We start from the raw sequence: 22,095 nt of genomic DNA, 5'->3' as shown, positions 1-22,095 counted from the left end.
AGAGTTGCCGACGGAGCCTGCTGTTAGTTACTGATTCACAAGTTAGCTATACAGAGAGTGTTCTTTAATCTGCCTCAGTTTGTCTGGGATAAAATCCTAGAAGTTGCACTCTAAATATCTTTGCTTTCGCCCTCTAATTACGAGGGTAGTGAACCAGTTAATTCAATGCAGCGCCAGAAAATTTCTCTTCATCACATTCTAACGCAACCTTGCTAAAAATCAATTCTCATGATATGCCCTATCAAGACAACTACTAGCAAGTTGCCCTTCAGGGATTATACCCCTAAAACTAGCCGATTGCGATGGATGTGTAAGAGTTGAAATTCTGCGAAGTTCGAGGCTCTCAAGCCAGGGCTTTGAATTTCACCAGCCACTATTTCAAGCATAGACAGAATTTGTTCTGGACGCAACAGCACACCATCTTGGCGATAACTACCCACATAACGCATAACACATATGGACTCTGCAATACTTTGGTAGGTTTCGACTAATTCTAGTTCAAATAAGCGATCGCGCAGATTTATTAACTGGCTCTTACCTGATTTAGTCGTTTGCTCGTACCAAAGAGGAGCTTTGGCTTTAATTGTATCAATCCAGTCTTGCCATTGTGCAGGTGTTGTTTGTTTATCTGCTGCTACAGTAATCAAATACTCTGCTGCTTCCAGCAGTTGGGTAGCTGCACTAGCTTTTAAATCTAGCTGTGCCACATGATATATGGGTATGCCTGTGGGTAGTTCGCTAGCTAGTTTTTCCCAAAAAGTATCAACTTCCACTGGCATAGTTAACTCAAAATCGACAATCTCACCACTACTAGTAGCTCCCAGTGCCAAAGCAGTTGCTAAAGAAATTCGCGGATTTGGATGAAACCCACCCGTGAAAGCAACTGGTAAACTTGCTCGCCGCATTACTCGGTCAAACAGACGCATCAAATCTAAGTGACTCACCAAAGCCATATCACCTTGTTTGCCAAACCAAACGCGTAGTCGTTGTGCCTTGGTGGTATTGGGGACAAAATCACCAGCGAATTCTGGGATAGCAGGCGGGTTGATGACGACATTGTGTCCGAAGTCAGTGCCGCAAACGCCACAGTGTGAACAACCTTCAAACGAGCAATCAGGAACAGTTGCAGCTTCTAGAGCACGTTGTAAATCTTCTTTGAGCCATTTTTTGTCAATACCCGTATCAATGTGTTCCCAGGGCAGAGGAGCGCTGTAAAGCTCTGCGGACATGGCTGCGCTTAGAGCGGTAGCGAGGCCTTTAGCCCGTGCAAAGTTATGATCAGGTTCTTGGGTAATTTCTTTTACTTCCGTACTTCTGTACTCCTCTTGATGAAACAAATTCCATTCACCGTTTTCCACTTGACGGTATTTCCAGTCTAAATCGGCTTGTGCGATCGCCGACCCCCAAGCTGTGAATGCTTGATCTACGTTGTCATACCAGGAATCCATACCCGCGCCCAATTCCCAGGCACGATGTAATACTTTACCAAGAGTGCGATCGCCTCGTCCAATGAAGTCCTCCATTGCCGAAATGCGAACATCGGTGAAATTCACTTTTACTCCCTTCATTCGGCGAAATTCTTGCCGCAGCAGATTTTGCTTACGTTTAAACTCAACCGTAGAAACAGAGTGCCACTGAAACGGCGTATGCGGCTTGGGCGTAAAGTTAGAAATCGTCAAGTTAAAGTTGAGCCGTTTTCTGTTTTTAACCCAACATTCTCTTTGTAACCAGCTTACTGTTTCTGAAATCCCCAAAACATCGTCATCCGTCTCACCCGGCAAGCCAATCATGAAATACAACTTGATTTTATCCCAGCCTTTCTCGCAAGCGGTTTTCACACCCCGTAACAGTTCTTCATTCGTCAAACCTTTATTGACTATGTCCCGCATCCGTTGGGTTCCAGCTTCAGGAGCAAAAGTCAGTCCACCTTGCCGCGTACCACCCAGAATATTAGCAATATTTTCATCAAATCTATCTACCCGTTGGCTAGGTAAAGACAGAGAAATATTTTCATTTTTTAACCTATTTTTAATCTCCATCCCCACCGCCGGCAGGGATAAATAATCAGAACAACTCAGGGATAGCAGTGAAAACTCATTGTAACCAGTCGCTCGCATTCCCTGTTCAATTGCTTCTACTACTTGATCTGGTTCTACATCCCGTGCTGGTCGCGTAAGCATTCCTGGTTGACAAAAGCGACAACCACGAGTACATCCGCGTCGAATTTCAATTGTTAAACGGTCATGTACCGTCTCTACATAGGGAACTAACCCAATAGAATAAGCTGGTATTGGAGTTGCAACCCGTCGCAGAATTCGTTTTGGAACATTTGGGCGATTGGGATGAACTGAGCCATCCTTTGCCATGTTGTAAAATTGGGGAACATATACACCTGGTATCTGTGCCAAATCCAATAGTAGTTGTTCTCGGTTCAATCCTACTTGTTTGCCTTCTTCCAAGACCAAGCCAATTTCTGGTAACAATTCCTCTCCATCGCCGAGAGCAAAAAAGTCGAAGAAGTCGGCGTATGGTTCAGGATTTGATGTTGCCGTCTGTCCTCCTGCAAAAATCAACGGAAATGGAGACTGGGAATTAAAAGATTCTCTCCCTGCTTCCCCTGTTACTCTCCTTTTTTGTCTCTCGCGCCACGTCAGGGGAATTCCAGCCAAATCCAACATTTCTAGAATGTTGGTTGCTCCCAGTTCGTAACTGAGGCTAAAGCCTAAAATATCGAATTCTGTGAGCGATCGCTTTGACTCTACCGCAAATAAGGGTGTATTGGTTTGGCGTAGTTTAGCTGCCAGATCTGGGCCTGGCAGATAAGCGCGATCGCATAATTGGCGCGGCTGGGCATTCAAGACGTTATAGAGGATGATGTGCCCTAAATTGGATGCACCAACTTCATACACTTCTGGGTAGGTTAAAACCCAACGTATTGCTGACGTATCCCAAGGCTTGTGTACTGCTAGGCGCTCATTACCTAAGTAACGCGCTGGTTTTAAAATATCCGATGTTATTAATTGTTCAACTGCAACAGCCACTGTGCTATCTTCTAGCTACCTTAATTACAGCTACTCATTTTTAACTTTAGCATTGATTGAGTTTTCTACAAACTTGAATATTACAACTTACAATTCCTTTACATAAACCATGCTCTCAACCCAAGCTTTGCTCCAGCATTGCTCTGATGACATAAAGTTATGTAACTGAACTTTCTGATCAGCAAAACCGCTGTATCTAGCGAAATCTGGCACTAAAGCAGTCGCCAGTGGAGGAAAGAGAACCCTCTTTGAAGTTCAGATGTCTGATGACACGTGTGTCCGTAGCGAAACTCTCTACTCCAACCTCTCCCCATAAAAGCGTTTACAGAGTTATTTGTGCCAACTCGGCTTCGCTTCTCCATATCTCAAAAACTCTATCGAGTTGTGTCATTTCAAAAATAATTCTAATGGATGGAGAAACAGAACAAAGCCGGAAACTCTTTCCTAAAGTTCCAGCCAGCTTGAGTGCAGATACCAATGCCATCAAGCCTGCACTGTCTAAAGATTCTACTGCTGCTAGATCCACTACCAAGATGGATATACCATCTTGTGCTAACGCTGTGGTCAGATCTCGTTCAAATTCTAAAGCGTTTGCAGCATTCAGGCAGCCTTGGGGACGAATAACTGCAATCTTGGGATATTTAAGTACTGCTTGCATAATTACATCCTATTAAGAGTTATTGAAGCGTCAAGCTGAGGTTTATTTGAACATAAACTCTTTTCTGTTGCATCGACCATACGTCTTAAGTCTCTTTGCTGAATCTTTATTGCTTTAGTATCTCTGTTTAAAGATTGTCATAAATGCATAGTAAAATGTATTTATATATACTTTTTTTTTATCTCAGTTCAAAAACAATCAACATAGACAGCCGTAGACCAAACAAGTCATCCGTAACGATGCTGATAAAGCTTGCTTGGTATATAACTAAAGCCAATTTAGTCAAGGCTCAGTAGTAGGTTAAATACTTTCACTTTCATGATTACTAATGGCATATTATAGGGTTGCTGACAATTATCTATCTAATTAAATTGTGATATAGATCACAAAAAGCAAGGTTTAAGATCACAATTTATACTTAAGTTTATCTTGGATAATTTTGTATTATATACAGTTGGTTTATGATTTATGAGAACTAAGTACGCTATTCGTCGATTAGTAGAAAAAGCTCTTGACATTAAAAAATTAACTCCAGAAATAGAAAATGAAATCAACTCAGAACTGACGGAATTAGGTTATATATCTGACGTTGACTACGAAGCTTTGGAATTATTAATGGCAGAGATGGATGCAGGTCGAATTCAGTTGGTTCCCAACTTGGGATAGTAATCCTAATTGATTTGTTATTAATGCTTATTTCTTAATATCAAGTTAATTTGAAAAAGACTAAAGCAATCAAATTTTAAAATAGGTAAAACAATTTTTAGTACAAGCAGCGCAGATAATAGGTGTAATATCATCAGTTGTACTTTTCTACAAGGATGACTATTTAAATACCTAACGTGGCATAAACTGTGCTAATGAGCATCCATATAGATTTTGGGGTATTTAAGGCAATTTAAGCATGTGCGATCGCTGCTTACTCCATTGCCATTGAAACAGATCTCCAAATTGTGATGTCAGTTTACCCAAACAAATCGCTGCGACATAATCATCAATAGATTGCAATCTTTAGGTTGGCCAATTAGACCTTTTAAGGTGTAAAGACACTAAAGATGAAAAGCCCAAAAAACGGGAAATTTTTTTTGGCTTTTGACCCACTTTGAAAGGGCTAGTTGGCCGATTCAGTCTGCTAAAGCTACCCTTTACGTCTGAACAATTGTTTCTCCAGGATATTCCTCAGCAGAATTTGTGTCATTACGTACTTGACAAATCTGGCATTTTTGTATTCTAGAGAGCGATTATGGTGCAACCGAACACTCACTCATGACTCAGCACTATTTTGGTATGCTTGCCAAAGTTGATGAATAAACTCATGGAGTTGCTGCTTAGCAACAAAATCAGGCTCAGTTTTTGGCTCTTTTGCTAAAACCTGACTCAACAAGGTAATTACTTCTGTGTCTAGAGCTGGTCGAAATAAATTAAGATGCCAAAGTAAGTCCGATGCATCTCGTAAGTCAATAATTACAGATGATTTTTCGATGAAAGTGACAAGCAGCAAAGGACGCACCCAACACAACTGGCGGGAAACTACGACTTGAATGACTTCTGCATACAGATTTCTGTTGCCATGCTCTAAAGCCACAATTTGTCCCGGTTGAAAGTCTAGGCTCATGTCCATCATTACGTAATTTGGGCAGTGGCAAGGATTGTTTTATCGCTTCCTTCATTTTAAGAGCCACAATGCGCTATGCTTAGGTGAAAGTCCTGAAACATTAGGATAGCGCCCTCACGGCAGCCTTAAACATAGGTCTGATAGGTAGTCACGAAATACTGTCGTGATTACCCCTGGGATGAAAAGATCTTGCTGGCATAGTATCTAAACAGAAATACTATAGAATAGGTAAATAACTGTTAAGCGATCGCCCGACAGAGAATTTGTTGTAGTGAATCAACGAGAAAAGAGCAAAGAGCCGTGTCAGTTGAAACCATTGAAAAGCGTTCCACATCCCGCAAGCTCGCGCCTCGATATCGCGTTTTGCTTCATAACGACGATCACAACTCTATGGAGTACGTGGTGCAGGCACTAATAACCACTGTGCCGAGCCTCACCCAACCCCAAGCTGTTAGCATCATGATGGAAGCCCATACAAACGGGCTAGCTTTGGTTATTACTTGCGCTCAAGAACATGCTGAGTTCTATTGCGAAACATTGAAAAGTCATGGTTTAAGTAGCACAATTGAACCTGATGAATAGTCATTAGTCATTCGTCATTTGTCGAAATCTGAAGTTTTGACTGGTGATTATTGACTTATTTTGTATGAAAATAAACCTTGTCCGTTTAACCCAAAGCCCTGCCCCTATTAGGCTGGGTTGTTTTATTGTTATTTTATTGCTACTATGGTTGCCCTTAGCTGCACCAATTTACTTACTAGTGCGTGATTCTAACTTAGTAAGTATATTGACAATAGTCTTGCTATATGTACAGTTTATTGTTCTCCTCAAGCTATGGAGCAGATATATCTATAAGCAACCGCAAATACTGCGACATTACGGCTTAGAATTCACACGGATAAATGGTGTGGATTTGCTGCGTGGTTTGGCTATGGGGTTAATTAATATTCTGATACTCTTTGGGATACAAGGTTTTTTAGGTTGGCTAGTGTGGCAACAACCAAAAGTTTTTTTGCTAAAAGTGATTTTAGAAGGTTTAATTGTCGGCTTAGGTATCGGGTTTGCTGAGGAATTATTATTCCGAGGCTGGTTGCTAAATGAGTTAGAGCAAGACTACAGTCCGCCTGTGGCGTTATGGACAGATGCCCTTGCATTTGCTGCGTTGCACTTTATTAAGCCGCTAGAGGCAATTATTAATACACTGCCACAATTTCCAGCTTTAGTAGTGCTGGGGTTAACGCAGGTATGGGGAAAGCGCTGGCGTCGGGGACGCTTGGGTTTACCAATCGGTTTACATGGTGGTTTCGTTTGGGGTTACTACATTATTAATGTTGGGGAATTAACGAAATATTCTGGTAAAGTTCCTGATTGGGTGACTGGTGTGAATAATAATCCCCTACAAGGATTGATGGGGGTGCTGTTGATGAGTGTACTGGCTTTGTGGATACGAGGGCGGAGTCTTAAAAATTAAAAATGAGTAATAAACTTGTGGAAAAATAAAATATCGGCTAAAAAGAAGCTAAATTGTTGTCTAGTCCAAAGTTGATGTCTCAGTAGGACAGTATCGATGCATTAAGAGCGCACTTAGGAAAAGTCTTTAGTTAAATGATCGCCATAATTCATCTTGCGCGGTCGTATCTACGCCACATTTTTGATTGAGCTAATTCCTTCACTACACCACTGGGTCAGTAGCCATCTGTCAGAATCTTTATCCAGTGCTGGCTTGAGACGAAAATTAAAAACCTCTTGCCAGACCTCTACTCCATACTGAGATACAAAATCTGCCTCTAGTTCTTTGAACTGTTCCCATTGCCGATTTTCGATAGCGGTCAATATGGGAATGATTGCGGTGATTGAAACTTGTGCGGCGACGGGTATCATTCTGGGTAGTCCTCAAAAATACAAATAATCGGCATAAATGGTTTTTTGGTGTTGATGGTTTTAACCAACCGTTTACCTTTGCTTCTAGCAAGTGCAAAACAGGCTAACTATGTTTCTGCTGCTGACCAATCCCTTAGAACTGTTACCGGGTCAAACTTCTCTTCATCTGAGTTATTTGATTGGCTTTCATCGGTCATGCTTTGATTCATTAATAATGACTGCTACTGGGTGTAGTAGTTAGGCTCACAAATTTTCACCTGCTTCACTTGCCAAAACTTTAACAATAGCTAAGGATACTGGGCTTTTTGGTGCAATCATTTACGCTAGCGTCTCAACCACTGTACCCACTAAACACGCTTTATCCAAATTAACGCCGCTCAAATTTGCACTTTCTAATTCGGCACAGAGCAAATTCGCCCCTGTTAAATTCGCCCCTGCCAAATTCGCCCCTCGCAAGTCAGCTTCTTCGAGGTTTGCCTCACTCAATAACGCCCCTTGCAAATCGGCACGACTCAAATCTGCACCTTTGAGATTCGCCCCAGTCAGGTTTGCACCTCGCAAGTCAGCACCCCGCAAGTCAACGCCTTGCAAGTTCACGTTCATCAAATTAGCACCACTTACGAAAGCACCCGCTAAAGATACATCACTAAGTCTCGCTCCCATCAAGTTAGCACCACGCAAATTGCTACCTCGCAAGTCAGCCCCCGTTAAATCTGCTTGCATCAAGTTTGCTCCCATCAGGTTCGCCCGCAAGTCAGTTTCTTGAAGATTCGCCCCCATCAAATTCGCCCCTTCCAAATGCCCACCTTCAAGTTTAGAAGCAGCGAAATTGGTGCCAACAAGGGTAGCGCCAGCAAGATTAATGCGGCTTAAATCGAGTTGGGAGAGTTCCTCGTCTTCTAAATTTGCCCCTGGTAGCTGTTTGAGTTTTCCTGATTTAATGGCTTCAATATTCATTTAGGGTAACTACCAATTTCCTCATTAGTCTTGCTGTGACTATCCCAGTGGGAATCAAGTATCCAGATGCCGGCACTGACTTTAGGTGTCATCATAGGTAAGTCGAGTCCCTGTTGTAAACCCATGACTAACAAAGCTAGGGTATCTACAAGTTTAGGGTCAAAACGGGTGGATTGTTGCTGTCTGCACTCATCTAAAGCTTGAGTAAATATCTCTTGGCGACTCTGATTTGACAATTTTCGCTGATTGACTCGCCACTGAAAGTCTGCCAATAATGTCAAAATTCTCGACTCTAGAGGAATCTCATCCCCAGCTAAGCCTGCTGGTTCTCCTGTACCATTCCACCACTCGGTTTGGTGAGTGATAATTTGGGCAACTGCACGCAATCGTGGCATTGTTCGCAGTACTTGCGCTCCTGGTACTAAGGGACAAGTTAAGGGAGAACTGGGGGCATCTTCCTGGTAACGTGTGGATATCCCACCAGTGAGAACACTTTCAGCTTTCTGTAGTGGATCTATGCGGTGCAGCAAACTCGCTAGTCGCAATCTCTTAATCTGCCATGCGGGGAGATCTAAAAGTTGTCCCATGGCTTCGGCAAGTACTACTACTTCTGCCGCTGCCATTGGATTGTTAACATCTGCCATGTCCATTAGTTGCGCCATCCGCAAAAATGCCTGGATTTCGTTAGAAACCAAGTTGCGATCTAGTGCTTGTTGCCGAAGTGCTGTGGGGATGGATAAATTATCTTGTCCAGTCTGGAGGTAATCGACTACACGGGAGACAACTGCACCCAAATTTTGGGATCTGGCAATTAATGGTATGATTGCCTGTTTGTGATCTGTAAGTTTTTCCGCCAGTGCTGAGTTGTATTGTTGGATGTGAGCGATCGCTATTTCTGCTGTCTCTTGGACTAACTCTGGCTCAAATGTCCACAAGCCATAGAATTTGCGCTCTAAGTCTGATGTAGGTACTCCAGCATTACCATAATCTGCCTCTGATAATTCTTGACAAATTACCATTGCCGTGTATCCAGGCGACAGAATAATCAAGTGCCATTCTTGCGCTACTGGATCGACTGGATCTAATTCTACTAAGTCTACATTGGATAATTGACTTGTGGGATGTTCAGCAAAACCAGTATCAGGAGCAGCCATGATGGCAATTTCGCGGCTGCGCTGGGCGATGTCTGCATATCGTTGGGCTTCTTGCAGATACCATTTCCCCTGTTGGAAGGCTGTGATGACTAAGGGTGTACCTTCTTCGGCTAAGATTTGGTCTTCTAGGGCATGGCAAAGGGAGACTAAGGTATTTTTGTAGTACACCCCGAATCGAATTGGTCTGGTACTTTGACGATGAGCTGTTTCCAGCTGTTGTAGGATTGAACCTTCTAACATGGGATTTGGTGAAAATAATCGCAGAGTGGGAGTGTAAGAGTGGGAGAGTGAGAGACGGGATTTTGCCTGAGCTTTGATTCTGCGTCTTCTATTAAAGAGTTACTAACTGTTTTTCTTTCGTCTCCATTGGTGCGGAAAGTGCTGTTTCTAAGTCAGCGCAACCAAGCTTTTCTTCTAAGATTTTCATGACTTCGCGTCCGAAGTCATTGGGGTTTTGTTGCCAAGCTTGCAAGCAGACTTCGCCAAAGAATGAACCAAGGGGTTCAGGATTCCAAAGGAGTTTTTTAGCTGTCCAAGGCATTAAGCTCATTGGATCATATCCTGGTTTAAGGATGCCCTCTTTGAAGGCATATTCTTCTAAATGGGTATGGGGTTGCAGTCCAATAAAAAAGATAGCAGGTTCGACTTTATCCGCGCCAAAAATCCGTTCTAGTTCGCGGTGGTAGGCGATGGTTTGGCGAATGGTTTCGGGGCGTTCGTCAATGACGTTAAAGGAATAATTGACGGAAACTAAGTCATTAAATCCAGCTGCTTTTAAATCACGGCAGTTTTGCAAGACGGTTCGCAGATTGTACCCCATCCGCATTTTCCGCACGAGTTCTTGAGAACCACTGGTAATACCAATTTCAAAGTAGTTCATCCCGGTTTTTGCCATCAACTCACACAACTCTGGTGTTAGGTTGTCGGCTCTGATGTATGCTGCCCAGTGGATGTCTGTCATACCAGAATCGACGATTTTTTGTAATAGTTCTACAGCATCGTCGATAAATTTCCGCGCTGGGATAAATTGGGCGTCGGTAAACCAGAAATTGCGAATGCCGCGATCATATAATTGCTGCATCTCGGCAACTACCTCATCAGCTGGGTTGATGCGTACTTGTTTACCTTCGACTACGGTGTAGACGCAATAGCAACAGTTATGGGGACAACCACGCTTAGTTTGAACACCGATGTAAAAATCTTGTTCTTGTAGGTAATAGTTAAATTCAGGCCAAATGCTTTCAATATAATCGTAGTTACAGGCAGTCTTCTCTAGTGGGGTGGGTTGTTCGTGAATTAGCCGTTCCCGAGGTTGAGTTTCTCCTACTACATAACAACGTTCATCTTGAAACTCTCTACCACTTAAAAGTTTTTCTAACAAGGTTTCCCCTTCACCCACAGAAATAATTGTCCCCTTGGGTAAACTTTTACCCAACTGTTCGTAAAATACGCTGACTGCACCACCGCCCACAACTGCACGGGCATTAAGATTATACTTCTGGGCACGTTTTAAACCGCGTTTGATTAATCCCAGGTTGCGCCACAATTCCACGTAGTAAGCGATGAAGATTCGTAAACCGCCTAATCCCCCGCGTAGTTTCAATAGAGGATTCTTGGCGTAGTAAAATTCAAAGGCATTTTGTAGAGGATTGCCACCGCGTCCTCCTACTGGAGCATATATTTGGATATCTCGCCAAGAAAAGACTAGTAGTGTCGGTTTGAATTCATCGATACAGCGATCCAAAGCAGCAGGATAATCTAAAGGTGGTACTGTTCCTAAATCAAAGATACGCTGTGCGATATTGGGAAACTGCTTATGGACGTGATCGCCAAGGTAGATAACCCCAATAGGAAAGATGGGGTTACAGGGAAGGCGAACGTAGAGAATTCGATTTTCCGTCATGGGTGTTTTAGCTTCCATCTTGCCAATCTTTCGGGGAAAATGAGAGAAAATTTGGTTTTAACTGTATCTATCAAAATCTTGCTTGACATCTAAGCTGATTTTTGATATTCGCAAACTTTGCGTTGCCAATTGTCAGAATCAATAAAATTGTTGTGCCAAATGCATGACATTTAGCGACAGACTTTATGAATATATTTTTCATATAGCTTTACGATAACATTGAGCTTATTCATTAAGCGATGATCGTAGCTTATTAGTCTTGGGACAGATGAAACAGAAAAACTTACTTGTTACTTAGGCAAGAAGCAACGGAATCGTCGTTATGCCTGTACTCTAATTATCTATTGAGACGAGTTCAAGTTTTTTGCTAAGAAAAAAATATTAAAAACTTTTACGCATATTGTATAATTTTCAAAAAGCAATAGATATTTACAAAAATTTCATAACTTATAGGTATTTCTTTAGATAGAAATAATCTCCAAAGATTCAGTTGGTATTCGGAGTTACAGCAGTGGGGATCAGCGGATGCTAGGCTGGGCTAGTGTAATGTAAAATTGTGGCGTAAAGCTCCTCAGCAGTTATGGCTCAAATATTAGATCCTCTACCACCTGAGCAATCAGTAAAAATTCTCTGCTGCTACGTTAATGCCACGAGCAAAATACAAGTGGCTCGCATCTCCAATATTCCTAACTGGTACTTTGAACGGGTTGTTTTTCCTGGACAACGCCTCGTGTTTGAAGCTCCACGGAAAGCTCAAATGGAGATTCATACGGGTATGATGGCAAGTGCAATTTTATCCGATAAGATTCCGTGCGATCGCTTGATGCTCAACGAACCAAGCAGTTATGAATTTGATACAAACTCGTCAGAAGAAAAAGACCCTCTTAATACCAAACAAATAGTGCAACTTAAAACAAAAACCGGAGATACTATAAAACCTTTACAAGTCGCTGGTTTAGCATCTGTTGATTAAGAAAAAAATTTTGCTCAAGTTTGCTCAATTTGAGGGTTACTGAATTCAGTAGCCCTTTTTGTTTATTGGTCAAGGGTTAAAAGTGAAAGATGAAGATCACTGAGTGTTGTTAAGAATAATTAGATACTGTGACTTTGGACTGTTGACTGTTGACTGCACTCACGAGAAAATGTGCTTTTTTGTAGCGCATGAACTGATGAATCTGCCTTCTTTTATTTGGCTGTGGAAAATAGCCGCTTGGTCGATGGGGTTGTCTCTATTAGCATATTTGATGTTAGCTGTCACCGGCATTTTGATGTTTCGGGCGAGAACTTTGCGGGAGTTCCCTTTTATTAACCCATTTATGGGCGGAAATCGGGGAGTGCGATCGCTCCACTACATAATCGGTATCAGCATGGTAGGTTTAGTAATGCTACTGCTGGTAATTGGTATTGTTGGAACTTTGGGACATTTCGGTTCCTTGGGACACTCATCACACTTGGTGGCTGGGCTGATAGTAGTAGTGTTAGTTTTACTGTCTGCTTTCAGTGCTACGCAAATTCATGCTAGGCGAGCTTGGGCTAGACCTTTACACGTTGGCGTGAATATTATCCTATTTATAGGATTTGCTTGGGTGTCTTTGACTGGTTGGAGTGTAGTGCAAAAGTATTTACCTTAATTAAACCGTCAAGAAAATTTTCAGAAAGTGTGTCTCTGGAAGCTCTACTAGCATGAAGAAAATAAAAGCATCATCAACAAGTTTCGTGTTTGTTTGCCTGAATGGTTGCCAGGTTCCCAGTTAGTATGAACTTAAAGCCAATAATCGTGATTGAGCCGTGACAGTAAACTCAGCCAATACCTCAGCTTCAATTTTTCGTCTGTCTCCGTTGATTCGGATTACGCTGTTGAGTCTATATATAGCGCTCACAGTACCATTGCCTTTCTTATCACAGGTAACGGCTGCACCTGTATCACCAGCATTATTATGGGCAGGGATTAGCGTCGGTTTAATTGCCCTATATGCCGTATTGACTGAACAAGTAATAGTAGATGACCAGGGAATTCAAGTTACTTACCCCGCCTGGGTTCCCCGTTTCTTTCGTAAAGGCTGGATTTTACCTTGGTCGCAGGTGAAAGAGTTAAAGCCCCGCACAACTGGTCAAGGAGGACTGGTTTATTATTTTCTCAGTCAGGAGGAGAAAGCTTATTTACTCCCGATGCGTGTAGCCGGATTTGCCCGTTTGGTGCAAATTGTGCAAGCAAAAACGGGCATTGATACTACAGATGTTCGCCCTTTGGCACAGCCGTGGATGTACCTGATTTTACTTGGATTTACTCTACTGCTACTATTAGTCGATGGCTGGGCGATCGCCACAGCCTTAGCCACTCGACAATTAACTTAGAGTTAGGCACGGGGTATTGGTAATTATCTCCAGTCCCCATTGCCCCTTATCCCCAGAGGGGGCCCCGAGTTCCCCAATCCCCCATTGAGCTTGGATAATGTGACAGCAACCACACTCAGGCTAGAGCAAGTTAATCTGTTTGCGAAACTAAAAACCCAACTTCCAGGCAATCAGCAAGGATACCCCATATTGCAGGATATTTCCTTAGAGGTATTTCCGGGCGATCGCCTAGCGATTGTAGGTTCATCTGGTGCTGGTAAAACTTCGTTATTACGCCTCCTGAACCGCTTGATTGAACCCACAAACGGCAAAATCTATCTGGAAAATCAAGAGTACCGCCAAATTCCTGTTATCCAGTTACGCCAAGAGGTGACACTCGTATTACAAGAATCGAAGCTGTTGGGGATGACGGTTCAGCAAGCCTTGGCTTATCCGCTGGTTTTGCGTGGTTTACCCAAACAGATAATTCAGCAACGAGTCACTGACTGGATAGAACAACTACACATTCCCAGTGAATGGTTAGGGCGGACTGAGGTACAACTTTCTGCTGGAGAGCGACAGCTAGTAGCTCTTGCTCGTGCCTTAGTCACCCAACCGAAAATTTTACTATTAGATGAGCCAACCTCTGCTCTAGATGCTGGTACAGCTTCTCATGTGATGCAAGTCTTAATCCAGCTAAGTCAAACTCATCTAACTACAATCTTGATGGTAAATCATCAACTAGAGCTAGCCCAGATGTTTTGTACACGGTTATTACACCTAAAACAAGGCCATTTATTGGCAAATCAAAGTGCCTCTGAAATAAATTGGGTTAACTTACGAGACTTGATGCAAGCAGAAGCCCAAGCAGCTGAGGAATGGAGTTAAATAGTCCTGAGTCACCGAACTTCTGAGCGGTGGCTTCCACTGCAACCTGCGGGTTCGCCTTTAGGCGTTCTCGCAAGAGTGGCCTTTCTCTACGAGAGGCTGCGCCAACGGGTTCGCAGTCGCCTAGGTCGGGCTAACCCTCCCCGAAGTTTGGATGCCTGCGGCGGGCTACACCAACGGAGGAAGCCTCCGCTCCAACTTCTCTTCTCCTGCCGGAGACCAAGGCGAACGCCGCGCTATCTCACCGCAGAAGCATCTACAGAGTTGTCACTGAGTGAGTGTGAGAACTCAAAAGTGAGGAGTTCAAAATTACCGAGGTTCTGATTCAGGAAACCGACCCTCAGACTTCTCTCAAAATTAATAACTTACTAACTTAAAAATCATTACTCAGGACTCAGGACTGTGTTAATTGACCACTAAGCGTTGAACGTTGATTGCTAAATCTTTCTTTAGCTAACTTTGTTTGTGATTGTGAAACATTAGCATTTAAAATTTCCATGTTAAAACGGTATCCTACATTGCGGATAGTTTGAATCAAACTGGGTTGGCGAGGATCAAGTTCAACCTTTTTCCGCAGCGATAAAACATGAGTATCAATAGTACGCGGGTTATCGATGGCGTCAGGCCACGCACGACGCAGCAATTCCGACCTACTTAAAGGCACACCCCCAGCTTGCGCCAAAACATATAGCAAACTGAATTCTTGGGGTGTTAAGTCGATAAATTCCCCTTGGAAGCGAACGCGGCGCTGTACTAAATCGATTTGCAAAGTGCCATAATCCAAATAAGCTGGTGCAGTGGGTGTGCGCTTGCGGCGAATTAATGCCTCTACCCTTGCCAGAAACTCTTGCATTCCAAAAGGTTTGCTCAAGTAGTCATCTGCACCCGCCTTTAAACCTGCCACGATATCAGCTTCATTACTCCGAGCAGATAGCATGAGAATGAGAGGCTGCTGCTGGCGATGCAACCAACGACAAAACTCAATTCCATCGCCATCAGGCAGGTCAGCATCTAGAATAACCAATGTTGGTTGATGGCTTAAAAATACTTCCCTTGCTTGATAAATACTGGCGGCTTGATGCACGCGGTATTCTAGTTGTTGCAAGTGCCAACCCAGCAACGACCTCAGATGGGGATTTCCCTCAACGATTTCAATACAAACCGAACCCACGGCGGCAAGACCCCTTAGCGTCGATGACTTTCAAAGTAACAAGCCCATGCCCAAGGTTTTGTAGCCTTTGTTACTTCAATTGCTATTATCTTTACATTTCCTCATAGGAAGAGTAGCAATATCTTTAATTTGTGCCTTGCCGAGAGCCGATTAGTAATATTCTTAAATTTTTGTTAGACTTATCGAAAGTTCTTTTGGCTAAATAGCGTGTTAAATAGCAGGTTGTAATGTCCAGAAAAACTGTAATCAAACTAGCTAAAAATTACCAAAACCATCTTTCAGCCTTATGGTAAAATCGGATTCTATCTTAACCAAGATTGATCCCCATGCTTACCAATCTAATCTGGCTGTTAATAGAGAAAATCATAAAAATAGCTTACTAAATAATCATATTCCGATTTTTTCTGGAATAGGATCTAGTTAGATTGTAGCTGCTGGGGGTATTGCCCAAAGTAGATTTCTTAACTTTGAATTAATGCCAAACTAAAAGTGAGACTTCACATTTTGGCGTGAATCATTTACAATTCTCATTCCAGAGAGATTAATACAGCAGTTATGCTCCAAGACACACAAACCATCCGCTATTACCAAAGACTCACCGACGCCTTCGCCGAGTTATGGAATCGCGGTTATCGCACGGATGACATGCGGATGTATTTGGATGGGTATTTAGCCGCACTGCGACATGGTAACACTATTGAACCTTTTTTGATTCATCGTCTAGAAGAGGAGGCAAGCCGCTACTTGTACGATGGCTCAAATTTTGCAGTGCCGCAACCACAGCCACAACCTGATTACTACTAATGCCCTTGCTTCTGTAGTTTATACTAACCGTAGATTGCCGCAGATGATCATAACATATTATCTGTAGTAAGCAACAGACTTAATGGTGTGAAATTTTTGGAGTTGTATTGATAAAACGCTTTCCCTCAGCCACATCTTGGTCTTGCCAAGGTGACTGAGGGGATTTTTGATCTAAATGTTAGGGCGTGACGGCTAATATGCACTTGCACTAATGCCAAGGCTATTCTTGTCTGTACATAAAATAATGCCATCACTTTTTAGTTAATGGCATTGCAATATTTTTATGAGTTATACCAATTCTTTGTAACGACTATTGCCGCTCCTCGCAATTAAAGGGACTAAAGGGAGGTCAGATTTAGTACATCTTCATAGAGAAATGGTTTTAGAACATTCTAGAACAGTGTACAAAAACAAAACTAAATTGATTGGGAACTTGTTTGCTTTTTACGCTTCAGCCACAAACCCATAGCACTAGCGACTACTGTACCACCAAGGGTAAAAGGTTCGGGAACTGCGTCGGGATATGGGTATGGGTAAAAGCTTTGCGGTTGAGCAGCGATGCTTCCAGAACCGTCTTCTCCAACGTAGTTGAGTACTGCAAACTGGTCTGTTTGTACAAGTTCTCTCTCTCCATTAGGAAATCCTATGGTCAATAAATATGTTAAAGAGAAGTCAATTCCTTCTTGTGAGAAAGAATAATCAATTTGATCATAGAGCGGCCCCCACCAAGCGGTAGAGTTAGGTACAGAATTAGATAAAGTCTCTAAAATAGTATTAGAAGAATTACGTAAATTTATATTCCATTTATTAACAAGCAAGGGAATTGCAAGATCTTCTCGCGTTTGATCTAAATCCAATACGTATGTTCCATCAAAAGAACCATTAGCTAGATTTACAGGCAATCCTGTTGCTTCTGGTGAAGCTTGAGAAACAAATTTGCCAGAAACATTGAATGTTCTTAGTTGAACAGCTCTAACAGGGGCAGTTTCTAAAGCACTAAGCATAGTAACACTTAATGCTGCGATGGCAGTAGCATGAGATAACTTGCGCCAGAATTGTTTGGTTAACATTAGATTACGAAAGTACTTTTTCAAGATAAATACTGTCAGTATCTACAACAAAAGGCAATAAAAAAAGGTGTTATTTATGAAAAAATTATATTGTTGCTTTGTAGGTAATTGTTGAAGAATATATTTGCAAAAACAGCTATATCAAGATTTTTTACTAAATTTATTAGTAAAATCATAAATATTTTTAATGACAAAATAATAGGATAAATTTTATAATTACTGCTGGCTTGATTAGGTTTAATTTAATTTATAAATAAATATATAAAAATAAAAATTTATATGAAGTTTGATGAGTCTTTTAGATTGTTTTAACGTCGGCTTCAAGCGAGATATTGGTTAATGTTGCGATCGCTCATCATAGTTGCGAAGTCAAAGCGTGTATGGAGCAAAGTTTTCTATATAATACTGGCGTAGCATTCATTTCTTTGTTTCTTACATAAACAATGCCATTATTTTCTAAGTAAGCGTATGCTCACATCCCAATTTAAAGCCACATCATTTAAGCTAAATATCGTTTTCGGAGAAAAACCTGGAAATGCTAGATACACATCATAACAGGCATTTGAGCTAAAGGCGGGAGCCTTTAAATGAGCATTCCCAGTCGAAGACTGGGAACGACAATAATATGCAGTGGGGAACATTGTTGCGCCCCTACGAAAAAACTATATTTTACGCAACTGGAACTAGAACAAAATCGGTAGTATAAGCTCTAGTTTGCTACAAAAAAGAGGGTTACGAAGCTAGTGCTACTTCTACTAATTGCTGCAATTCGCCTTTTTGATATAGTTCAATCAGGATATCTGAACCGCCAACGAATTGACCATCAATATACACTTGGGGAATTGTCGGCCAGTTGGAATACTCTTTAATCCCCTGACGAATTTCAGAGTCAGATAGAACGTCAACCGTCTCGAAGGGGACTCCCAAAGTATTGAGAATCTGCACAACATTGTTGGAGAATCCACACTGGGGCATCAACTTATTTCCCTTCATGAAGACCATGATCTTATTTTGTTCTAATAAGTTGTCAATTTTTTCTTTGAGTTCTGGTGTCATGATTTTTCTGTTTCCTGTTCTGCATTAATAGAGTGAGGTGGAGCCACTGCGTTGCGGAGTGAGGAGTTAACAATTCATAACTCTTAACTCTTAATTTTACGAAGCGGCTGTTGCCTGCCAAGCTTCAGGTGTATATGTTTTTACGGCCAAAGCATGTATCGCTTCGGTTGACATAGCTTGCCCCAACGCACCATAAACTAATTGGTGCTGTTGCACTAGCCCTTTACCTGCAAAGTGCGATGAAACTACTGTCACCTGATAGTGATCACCACCACCAGTCAAGTCTTGTACCTGAACTTGCGCGTCTGGCAGTTCCGCCTTGATCATTGCTTCAACCTGTTGCGGACTAATCATCGCAATTCCTGAAAAAACTTACTTTTCTATTATTAACAGATATAGAGCAGATGCCTTTGCCAACTTCAGGTTTTGGCAAGGCTGAGGAGAAACGCGCTTTTAACGCGTATATTTTGAGAACGCTGGGTTGACCTTGTAGGAGATAATCTCATCCTAGCATTGGGTTAGTCCAAAGCTACGTTTAGGAAGATGGGGGAGAGGAGAAAGAACCAACAGAAATTTAATTTGCTTTTTTTGTTGGGGTTGAGGAAGATGAACTACCGCCTTGTCTGGGGTAGGGAGCATCTACAAAACCTAACTCTAATAATTGCTGGTAGGCTTTCTTGCCTAAATCCCGCGTTGGGTTTTGACTCTTAACAATTTGAATCAGTAACGGTACGGCTAATTCCGGTTGATTTTGCGCCCGATGTACCAATGCTAGCTGATAAGTGGCTTCATCTCGCTTTTGGGCAGTTGACAGCGCTTTTTGACGTTGGGAATCGGAAACTCTATTGTCAATTCCAGAAAAACTGGAGTTTAGCTCTTGATAAAAATTAGATAGCTGATTATAAACCTGACGTGCTTCTTGAAGTTTCTTGGCCGCTAGAGGATAGTTTTGGGTAGAAACAGCTTGTTCGGCATCTTTCATCAGGCGATCGCCTCCTTCAATGCTCAAAAGGCTGTTATTTTGGGTTACGGGACGCAGATTATTGGGAGCGTTGGGGTCAATGGGTTGTGGTTGTCCGGTAGTACCTGGTAGCTGTGTTACCTGAGCACTGACAGATGATAGTAGGCTGAGGATTGCGATGACTGATAAGGCAGTGGAGCGCATCAAGGGAATGGCAGCAAAGTTCATGGGGTCAATTAGTGTGACAACTATATAGAAAGGTATGGAAACTTCGGGTATCTTACCTTTGTTTTCGTCTTGAACAAAGCAAAGCCACATCCTAAGTTTCTTTGATTTAGACTGAAAATCGGTTTTATAGAGTTCCCATTGCCTGTGTATACTAATTAACTAAAATCGTCCCTATGAGCGATCGCATTAATTCCTCCGATTTTCCAACCATAGGTATACCAGCAAGCAGCTTGGGTGTAGTTTTACAACGTGGTGGTGAAGAGTTGATTTTAGAAAAGGTCTTAGACCGCTTCACCGTCCGTCCGGCTACCGATTTTCCTCCCCAACAATTATCTCAGGTTAGTTGGGGTATTTGGCAGCGCAGTATTCCCCAAGCACGGCTAGAACTATTCACAGTTGCACCAAACCAGTTAGAGGTGGCGATGTCTCAAGCACGCGCTGCCGAAAATGTTGCCTTTGCTAGTCATGTTTACAAAATCAAGGATAATCCTGGGACTTTCGTTTATCTAAATGACCAAATTACAATTCAATTTGCCTCATCAGTGGATGCTGACAGCATTAATGCCATAGCTAGCACATTTAGCTTAGTCCAAGAAAGACCAATTCTAGGCCTTCCTAATGCTTTCGTGTTTCTCGTCAGCAAACAAGCGACAGAAAACCCGATCAAAATCACCAACCAGTTGCAAGGACTCCCAGAGGTTTTAGCTGCTGAGCCTAATATTTTGGTGCAAAGTGAAACCCATTACCAACCCCGCGATTCACTCTATCCTCAGCAATGGTATCTCAACCACAACGGCGGGAAACAGTTAGCCACGGGTTCCCATATTTCTATAGAAAAAGCTTGGGATATCACTCGCGGTATACGTTCTGTCATTGTGGCTGTGGTAGATGATTCTTTTGATTTGAATCATCCAGATTTTCAAGGTAATGGGAAAATAGTCGCCCCTAGAGACTTGAAGGAAAATGACTTTTTACCCTTACCTGATGAAGAGGAAGCTAGTCACGGTACAGCCTGTGCGGGAATAGCACTTGCTGAAGAAAATGGTACGGGAATTGTAGGAGTTGCTCCTGGTTGTGCGTTGATGCCGATTCGCAGCACGGGGTTTTTGGATGATCAGTCAGTTGAGGATATATTCAACTGGGCAATCGAAAAGGGAGCCAGTGTCATTTCTTGCAGTTGGGGAGCATCTGCTGTTTATTTTCCCCTGTCTTTGCGTCAACGCGCTGCTATCACCCGCGCCGCCACCAAAGGGCGCAATGGCAAAGGTTGTGTGATTTTATTTGCTGCGGGAAATGCCAACCGCCCAGTTAACGGTACTGTGAATGAACGGAATTGGCCAAAAAATATTTTACAAGGTAATACGAATTGGTTAAGTGGTTTTACGGTACATCCTGATGTGATTGCTATTGCTGCCTCAACCAGCTTGAATAAGAAAGCTGCTTACAGCAATTGGGGAACTAATATTTCGGTATGTGCTCCTAGTAACAATGCTCCACCAGGTATATCGTTTCAGGAAACAGGTTTTGTTTATACACAACCCGCGATCGCCACTTTCCTTTCTGGGCTAGGTGTGTTCACTACTGACCAACTAGGAGCCGCTGGCTACGACCCAAGCAACTTTACCGACAACTTCGGCGGTACTTCCAGTGCTACTCCTGTAGTTGCGGGCGTAGCAGCCCTGGTTTTGTCAGTAAACTCTGACTTAACTGCCCAACAAGTTAAACGTATCCTCCAAGACACCGCTGATAAAATTGTTGATCCTGACCCTGACCCGCAACTGGGTTTGCGTGAAGGTACTTACGATGGTAATGGTCATTGCCAGTGGTTTGGTTATGGCAAAGCGAATGCAGCTAGAGCAGTACAAGCAGCGCAGCAGCAGCGTGCAGCCACATCAAATGCTACTAAACAAGTACAGGGAGCTAATTATAACCAAGTAGCGATTCCAGATAATGACCGACAAGGGGTAAAAAGTGCGATCGCAATTTCTGATACTGGTTCAGTTAGGGATATTCAGGTAAAAATTAACCTTACTCACGATTTTTTAGGTGATTTAGAAATTTATTTAATTGCCCCCAATAATGGACGAGTCTTGTTGCAAAGTCGTATTTTAGGACGCCGTACTAGTTTACAAACAACTTATACAGTGCGATCGCACCCAGCCCTCAAGCAGATGTTATCCTTATCATCTCAAGGAAACTGGCAATTGTGGGTAATTGACTACGTACCACAAGATGTCGGGAAACTAAATACTTGGGAATTAACTTTGGGTATTTAGTCAATGGTCATTGGTCATTGGTCATTTGTCCTTTGTTATTAGCAAAGGACAAGTCAAGAATTAAGCATTTCTACAAATACTTTTTTTATCCACAAATA

General features: G+C 42.4%; 21 protein-coding genes. 9 read left to right on the top strand and 12 right to left on the bottom strand.

The features are described from left to right. Nucleotides 1-275 precede the first annotated feature (275 nt). Nucleotides 276-3,041 (bottom strand): TIGR03960 family B12-binding radical SAM protein, encoded by a 2,766-nt coding sequence (locus FNW02_RS17430; RefSeq protein WP_191758774.1) that lies wholly within the window; start codon nt 3,039-3,041, stop codon nt 276-278. A 322-nt stretch (nt 3,042-3,363) separates the two neighbouring features. Further along, nucleotides 3,364-3,699, bottom strand: a complete 336-nt coding sequence (locus FNW02_RS17425) for an STAS domain-containing protein (protein ID WP_191758773.1) — start codon at nt 3,697-3,699, stop codon at nt 3,364-3,366. A gap of 468 nt (nt 3,700-4,167) precedes the next feature. On the opposite strand from FNW02_RS17425, the gene FNW02_RS17420 reads away from it, so the two are divergent. After that, nucleotides 4,168-4,365, top strand: a complete 198-nt coding sequence (locus FNW02_RS17420; protein ID WP_162396932.1) for a hypothetical protein — start codon at nt 4,168-4,170, stop codon at nt 4,363-4,365. Nucleotides 4,366-4,963: 598 nt separating this feature from the next. Here FNW02_RS17420 and FNW02_RS17415 read toward each other — a convergent pair. After that, nucleotides 4,964-5,320 (bottom strand): hypothetical protein, encoded by a 357-nt coding sequence (locus tag FNW02_RS17415; protein WP_191758861.1) that lies wholly within the window; start codon nt 5,318-5,320, stop codon nt 4,964-4,966. Nucleotides 5,321-5,614: 294 nt separating this feature from the next. Between FNW02_RS17415 and clpS the strand changes: the two genes are divergently transcribed. Together clpS and FNW02_RS17405 are read left to right on the top strand one after the other, a co-directional pair. Beyond that, on the top strand, nt 5,615-5,896 hold the full coding sequence (gene clpS / locus FNW02_RS17410; protein ID WP_162396933.1) for an ATP-dependent Clp protease adapter ClpS: 282 nt from the start codon (nt 5,615-5,617) through the stop codon (nt 5,894-5,896). A 64-nt stretch (nt 5,897-5,960) separates the two neighbouring features. Next, entirely contained in the window at nt 5,961-6,785 is an 825-nt protein-coding gene (locus FNW02_RS17405; RefSeq protein WP_191758772.1) for a CPBP family intramembrane glutamic endopeptidase, read from the top strand. A gap of 167 nt (nt 6,786-6,952) precedes the next feature. Here FNW02_RS17405 and FNW02_RS17400 read toward each other — a convergent pair whose 3' ends face one another. The 4 genes from FNW02_RS17400 to FNW02_RS17380 form a co-directional block, all read right to left on the bottom strand. Beyond that, nucleotides 6,953-7,195 carry a hypothetical protein gene (locus tag FNW02_RS17400; RefSeq protein WP_191758771.1) on the bottom strand — a complete coding sequence of 81 codons (243 nt, stop codon included), beginning with the start codon at nt 7,193-7,195 and terminating at the stop codon, nt 6,953-6,955. Between the two features lie 318 nt (nt 7,196-7,513). Next, entirely contained in the window at nt 7,514-8,152 is a 639-nt protein-coding gene (locus tag FNW02_RS17390; protein WP_191758770.1) for a pentapeptide repeat-containing protein, read from the bottom strand. Beyond that, nucleotides 8,149-9,546 (bottom strand): DICT sensory domain-containing protein, encoded by a 1,398-nt coding sequence (locus tag FNW02_RS17385; protein ID WP_191758769.1) that lies wholly within the window; start codon nt 9,544-9,546, stop codon nt 8,149-8,151. The genes FNW02_RS17390 and FNW02_RS17385 overlap by 4 nt, the downstream gene beginning before the upstream one ends. Before the next feature lie 91 nt (nt 9,547-9,637). Next, nucleotides 9,638-11,227: a photosystem II high light acclimation radical SAM protein gene (locus FNW02_RS17380; RefSeq protein ID WP_191758768.1), complete on the bottom strand. Its 1,590-nt coding sequence runs from the start codon at nt 11,225-11,227 to the stop codon at nt 9,638-9,640. Between the two features lie 562 nt (nt 11,228-11,789). Between FNW02_RS17380 and FNW02_RS17375 the strand changes: the two genes are divergently transcribed. The 4 genes from FNW02_RS17375 (at nt 11,790) to FNW02_RS17360 (ending at nt 14,431) form a co-directional block, all read left to right on the top strand. Next, entirely contained in the window at nt 11,790-12,182 is a 393-nt protein-coding gene (locus FNW02_RS17375) for a DUF1830 domain-containing protein (RefSeq protein ID WP_191758767.1), read from the top strand. Nucleotides 12,183-12,378: 196 nt separating this feature from the next. Further along, nucleotides 12,379-12,840, top strand: a complete 462-nt coding sequence (locus FNW02_RS17370; protein WP_191758860.1) for a DUF4079 domain-containing protein — start codon at nt 12,379-12,381, stop codon at nt 12,838-12,840. A gap of 157 nt (nt 12,841-12,997) precedes the next feature. Continuing rightward, complete coding sequence (locus tag FNW02_RS17365; RefSeq protein ID WP_191758766.1) at nt 12,998-13,564, top strand: hypothetical protein; 567 nt, start codon at nt 12,998-13,000, stop codon at nt 13,562-13,564. Between the two features lie 90 nt (nt 13,565-13,654). Next, nucleotides 13,655-14,431, top strand: coding sequence for an ABC transporter ATP-binding protein (locus tag FNW02_RS17360; protein WP_191758859.1), 777 nt, complete (start codon nt 13,655-13,657; stop codon nt 14,429-14,431). Nucleotides 14,432-14,825: 394 nt separating this feature from the next. On the opposite strand, the gene FNW02_RS17355 is transcribed toward FNW02_RS17360, so the two are convergent. Beyond that, nucleotides 14,826-15,602: a response regulator gene (locus FNW02_RS17355; protein ID WP_191758765.1), complete on the bottom strand. Its 777-nt coding sequence runs from the start codon at nt 15,600-15,602 to the stop codon at nt 14,826-14,828. Nucleotides 15,603-16,157: 555 nt separating this feature from the next. Between FNW02_RS17355 and FNW02_RS17350 the strand changes: the two genes are divergently transcribed. After that, complete coding sequence (locus tag FNW02_RS17350) at nt 16,158-16,406, top strand: DUF6761 family protein (protein WP_191758764.1); 249 nt, start codon at nt 16,158-16,160, stop codon at nt 16,404-16,406. Nucleotides 16,407-16,822: 416 nt separating this feature from the next. Here FNW02_RS17350 and FNW02_RS17345 read toward each other — a convergent pair whose 3' ends face one another. The 4 genes from FNW02_RS17345 to FNW02_RS17330 form a co-directional block, all read right to left on the bottom strand. Further along, entirely contained in the window at nt 16,823-17,476 is a 654-nt protein-coding gene (locus tag FNW02_RS17345; protein ID WP_191758763.1) for a PEP-CTERM sorting domain-containing protein, read from the bottom strand. Nucleotides 17,477-18,208: 732 nt separating this feature from the next. Next, nucleotides 18,209-18,532 carry a Grx4 family monothiol glutaredoxin gene (gene grxD, locus FNW02_RS17340; protein WP_191758762.1) on the bottom strand — a complete coding sequence of 108 codons (324 nt, stop codon included), beginning with the start codon at nt 18,530-18,532 and terminating at the stop codon, nt 18,209-18,211. A 96-nt stretch (nt 18,533-18,628) separates the two neighbouring features. Then, the gene (locus tag FNW02_RS17335; RefSeq protein ID WP_162396946.1) at nt 18,629-18,886 is read right to left on the bottom strand and encodes a BolA family protein; all 258 of its coding nucleotides are present in this window, start codon (nt 18,884-18,886) and stop codon (nt 18,629-18,631) included. 220 nt (nt 18,887-19,106) lie between these two features. Further along, nucleotides 19,107-19,721: a hypothetical protein gene (locus tag FNW02_RS17330; protein WP_191758858.1), complete on the bottom strand. Its 615-nt coding sequence runs from the start codon at nt 19,719-19,721 to the stop codon at nt 19,107-19,109. A 173-nt stretch (nt 19,722-19,894) separates the two neighbouring features. Between FNW02_RS17330 and FNW02_RS17325 the strand changes: the two genes are divergently transcribed. Continuing rightward, nucleotides 19,895-21,997 carry a S8 family serine peptidase gene (locus FNW02_RS17325; protein ID WP_191758761.1) on the top strand — a complete coding sequence of 701 codons (2,103 nt, stop codon included), beginning with the start codon at nt 19,895-19,897 and terminating at the stop codon, nt 21,995-21,997. Nucleotides 21,998-22,095 lie beyond the last annotated feature (98 nt).

Source organism: Komarekiella delphini-convector SJRDD-AB1 (assembly GCF_014831675.1).
GTDB lineage: Bacteria > Cyanobacteriota > Cyanobacteriia > Cyanobacteriales > Nostocaceae > Komarekiella.
Note: the sequence above shows the minus strand (reverse complement) of the source record. Positions and strands in the feature narration are given on the sequence as shown.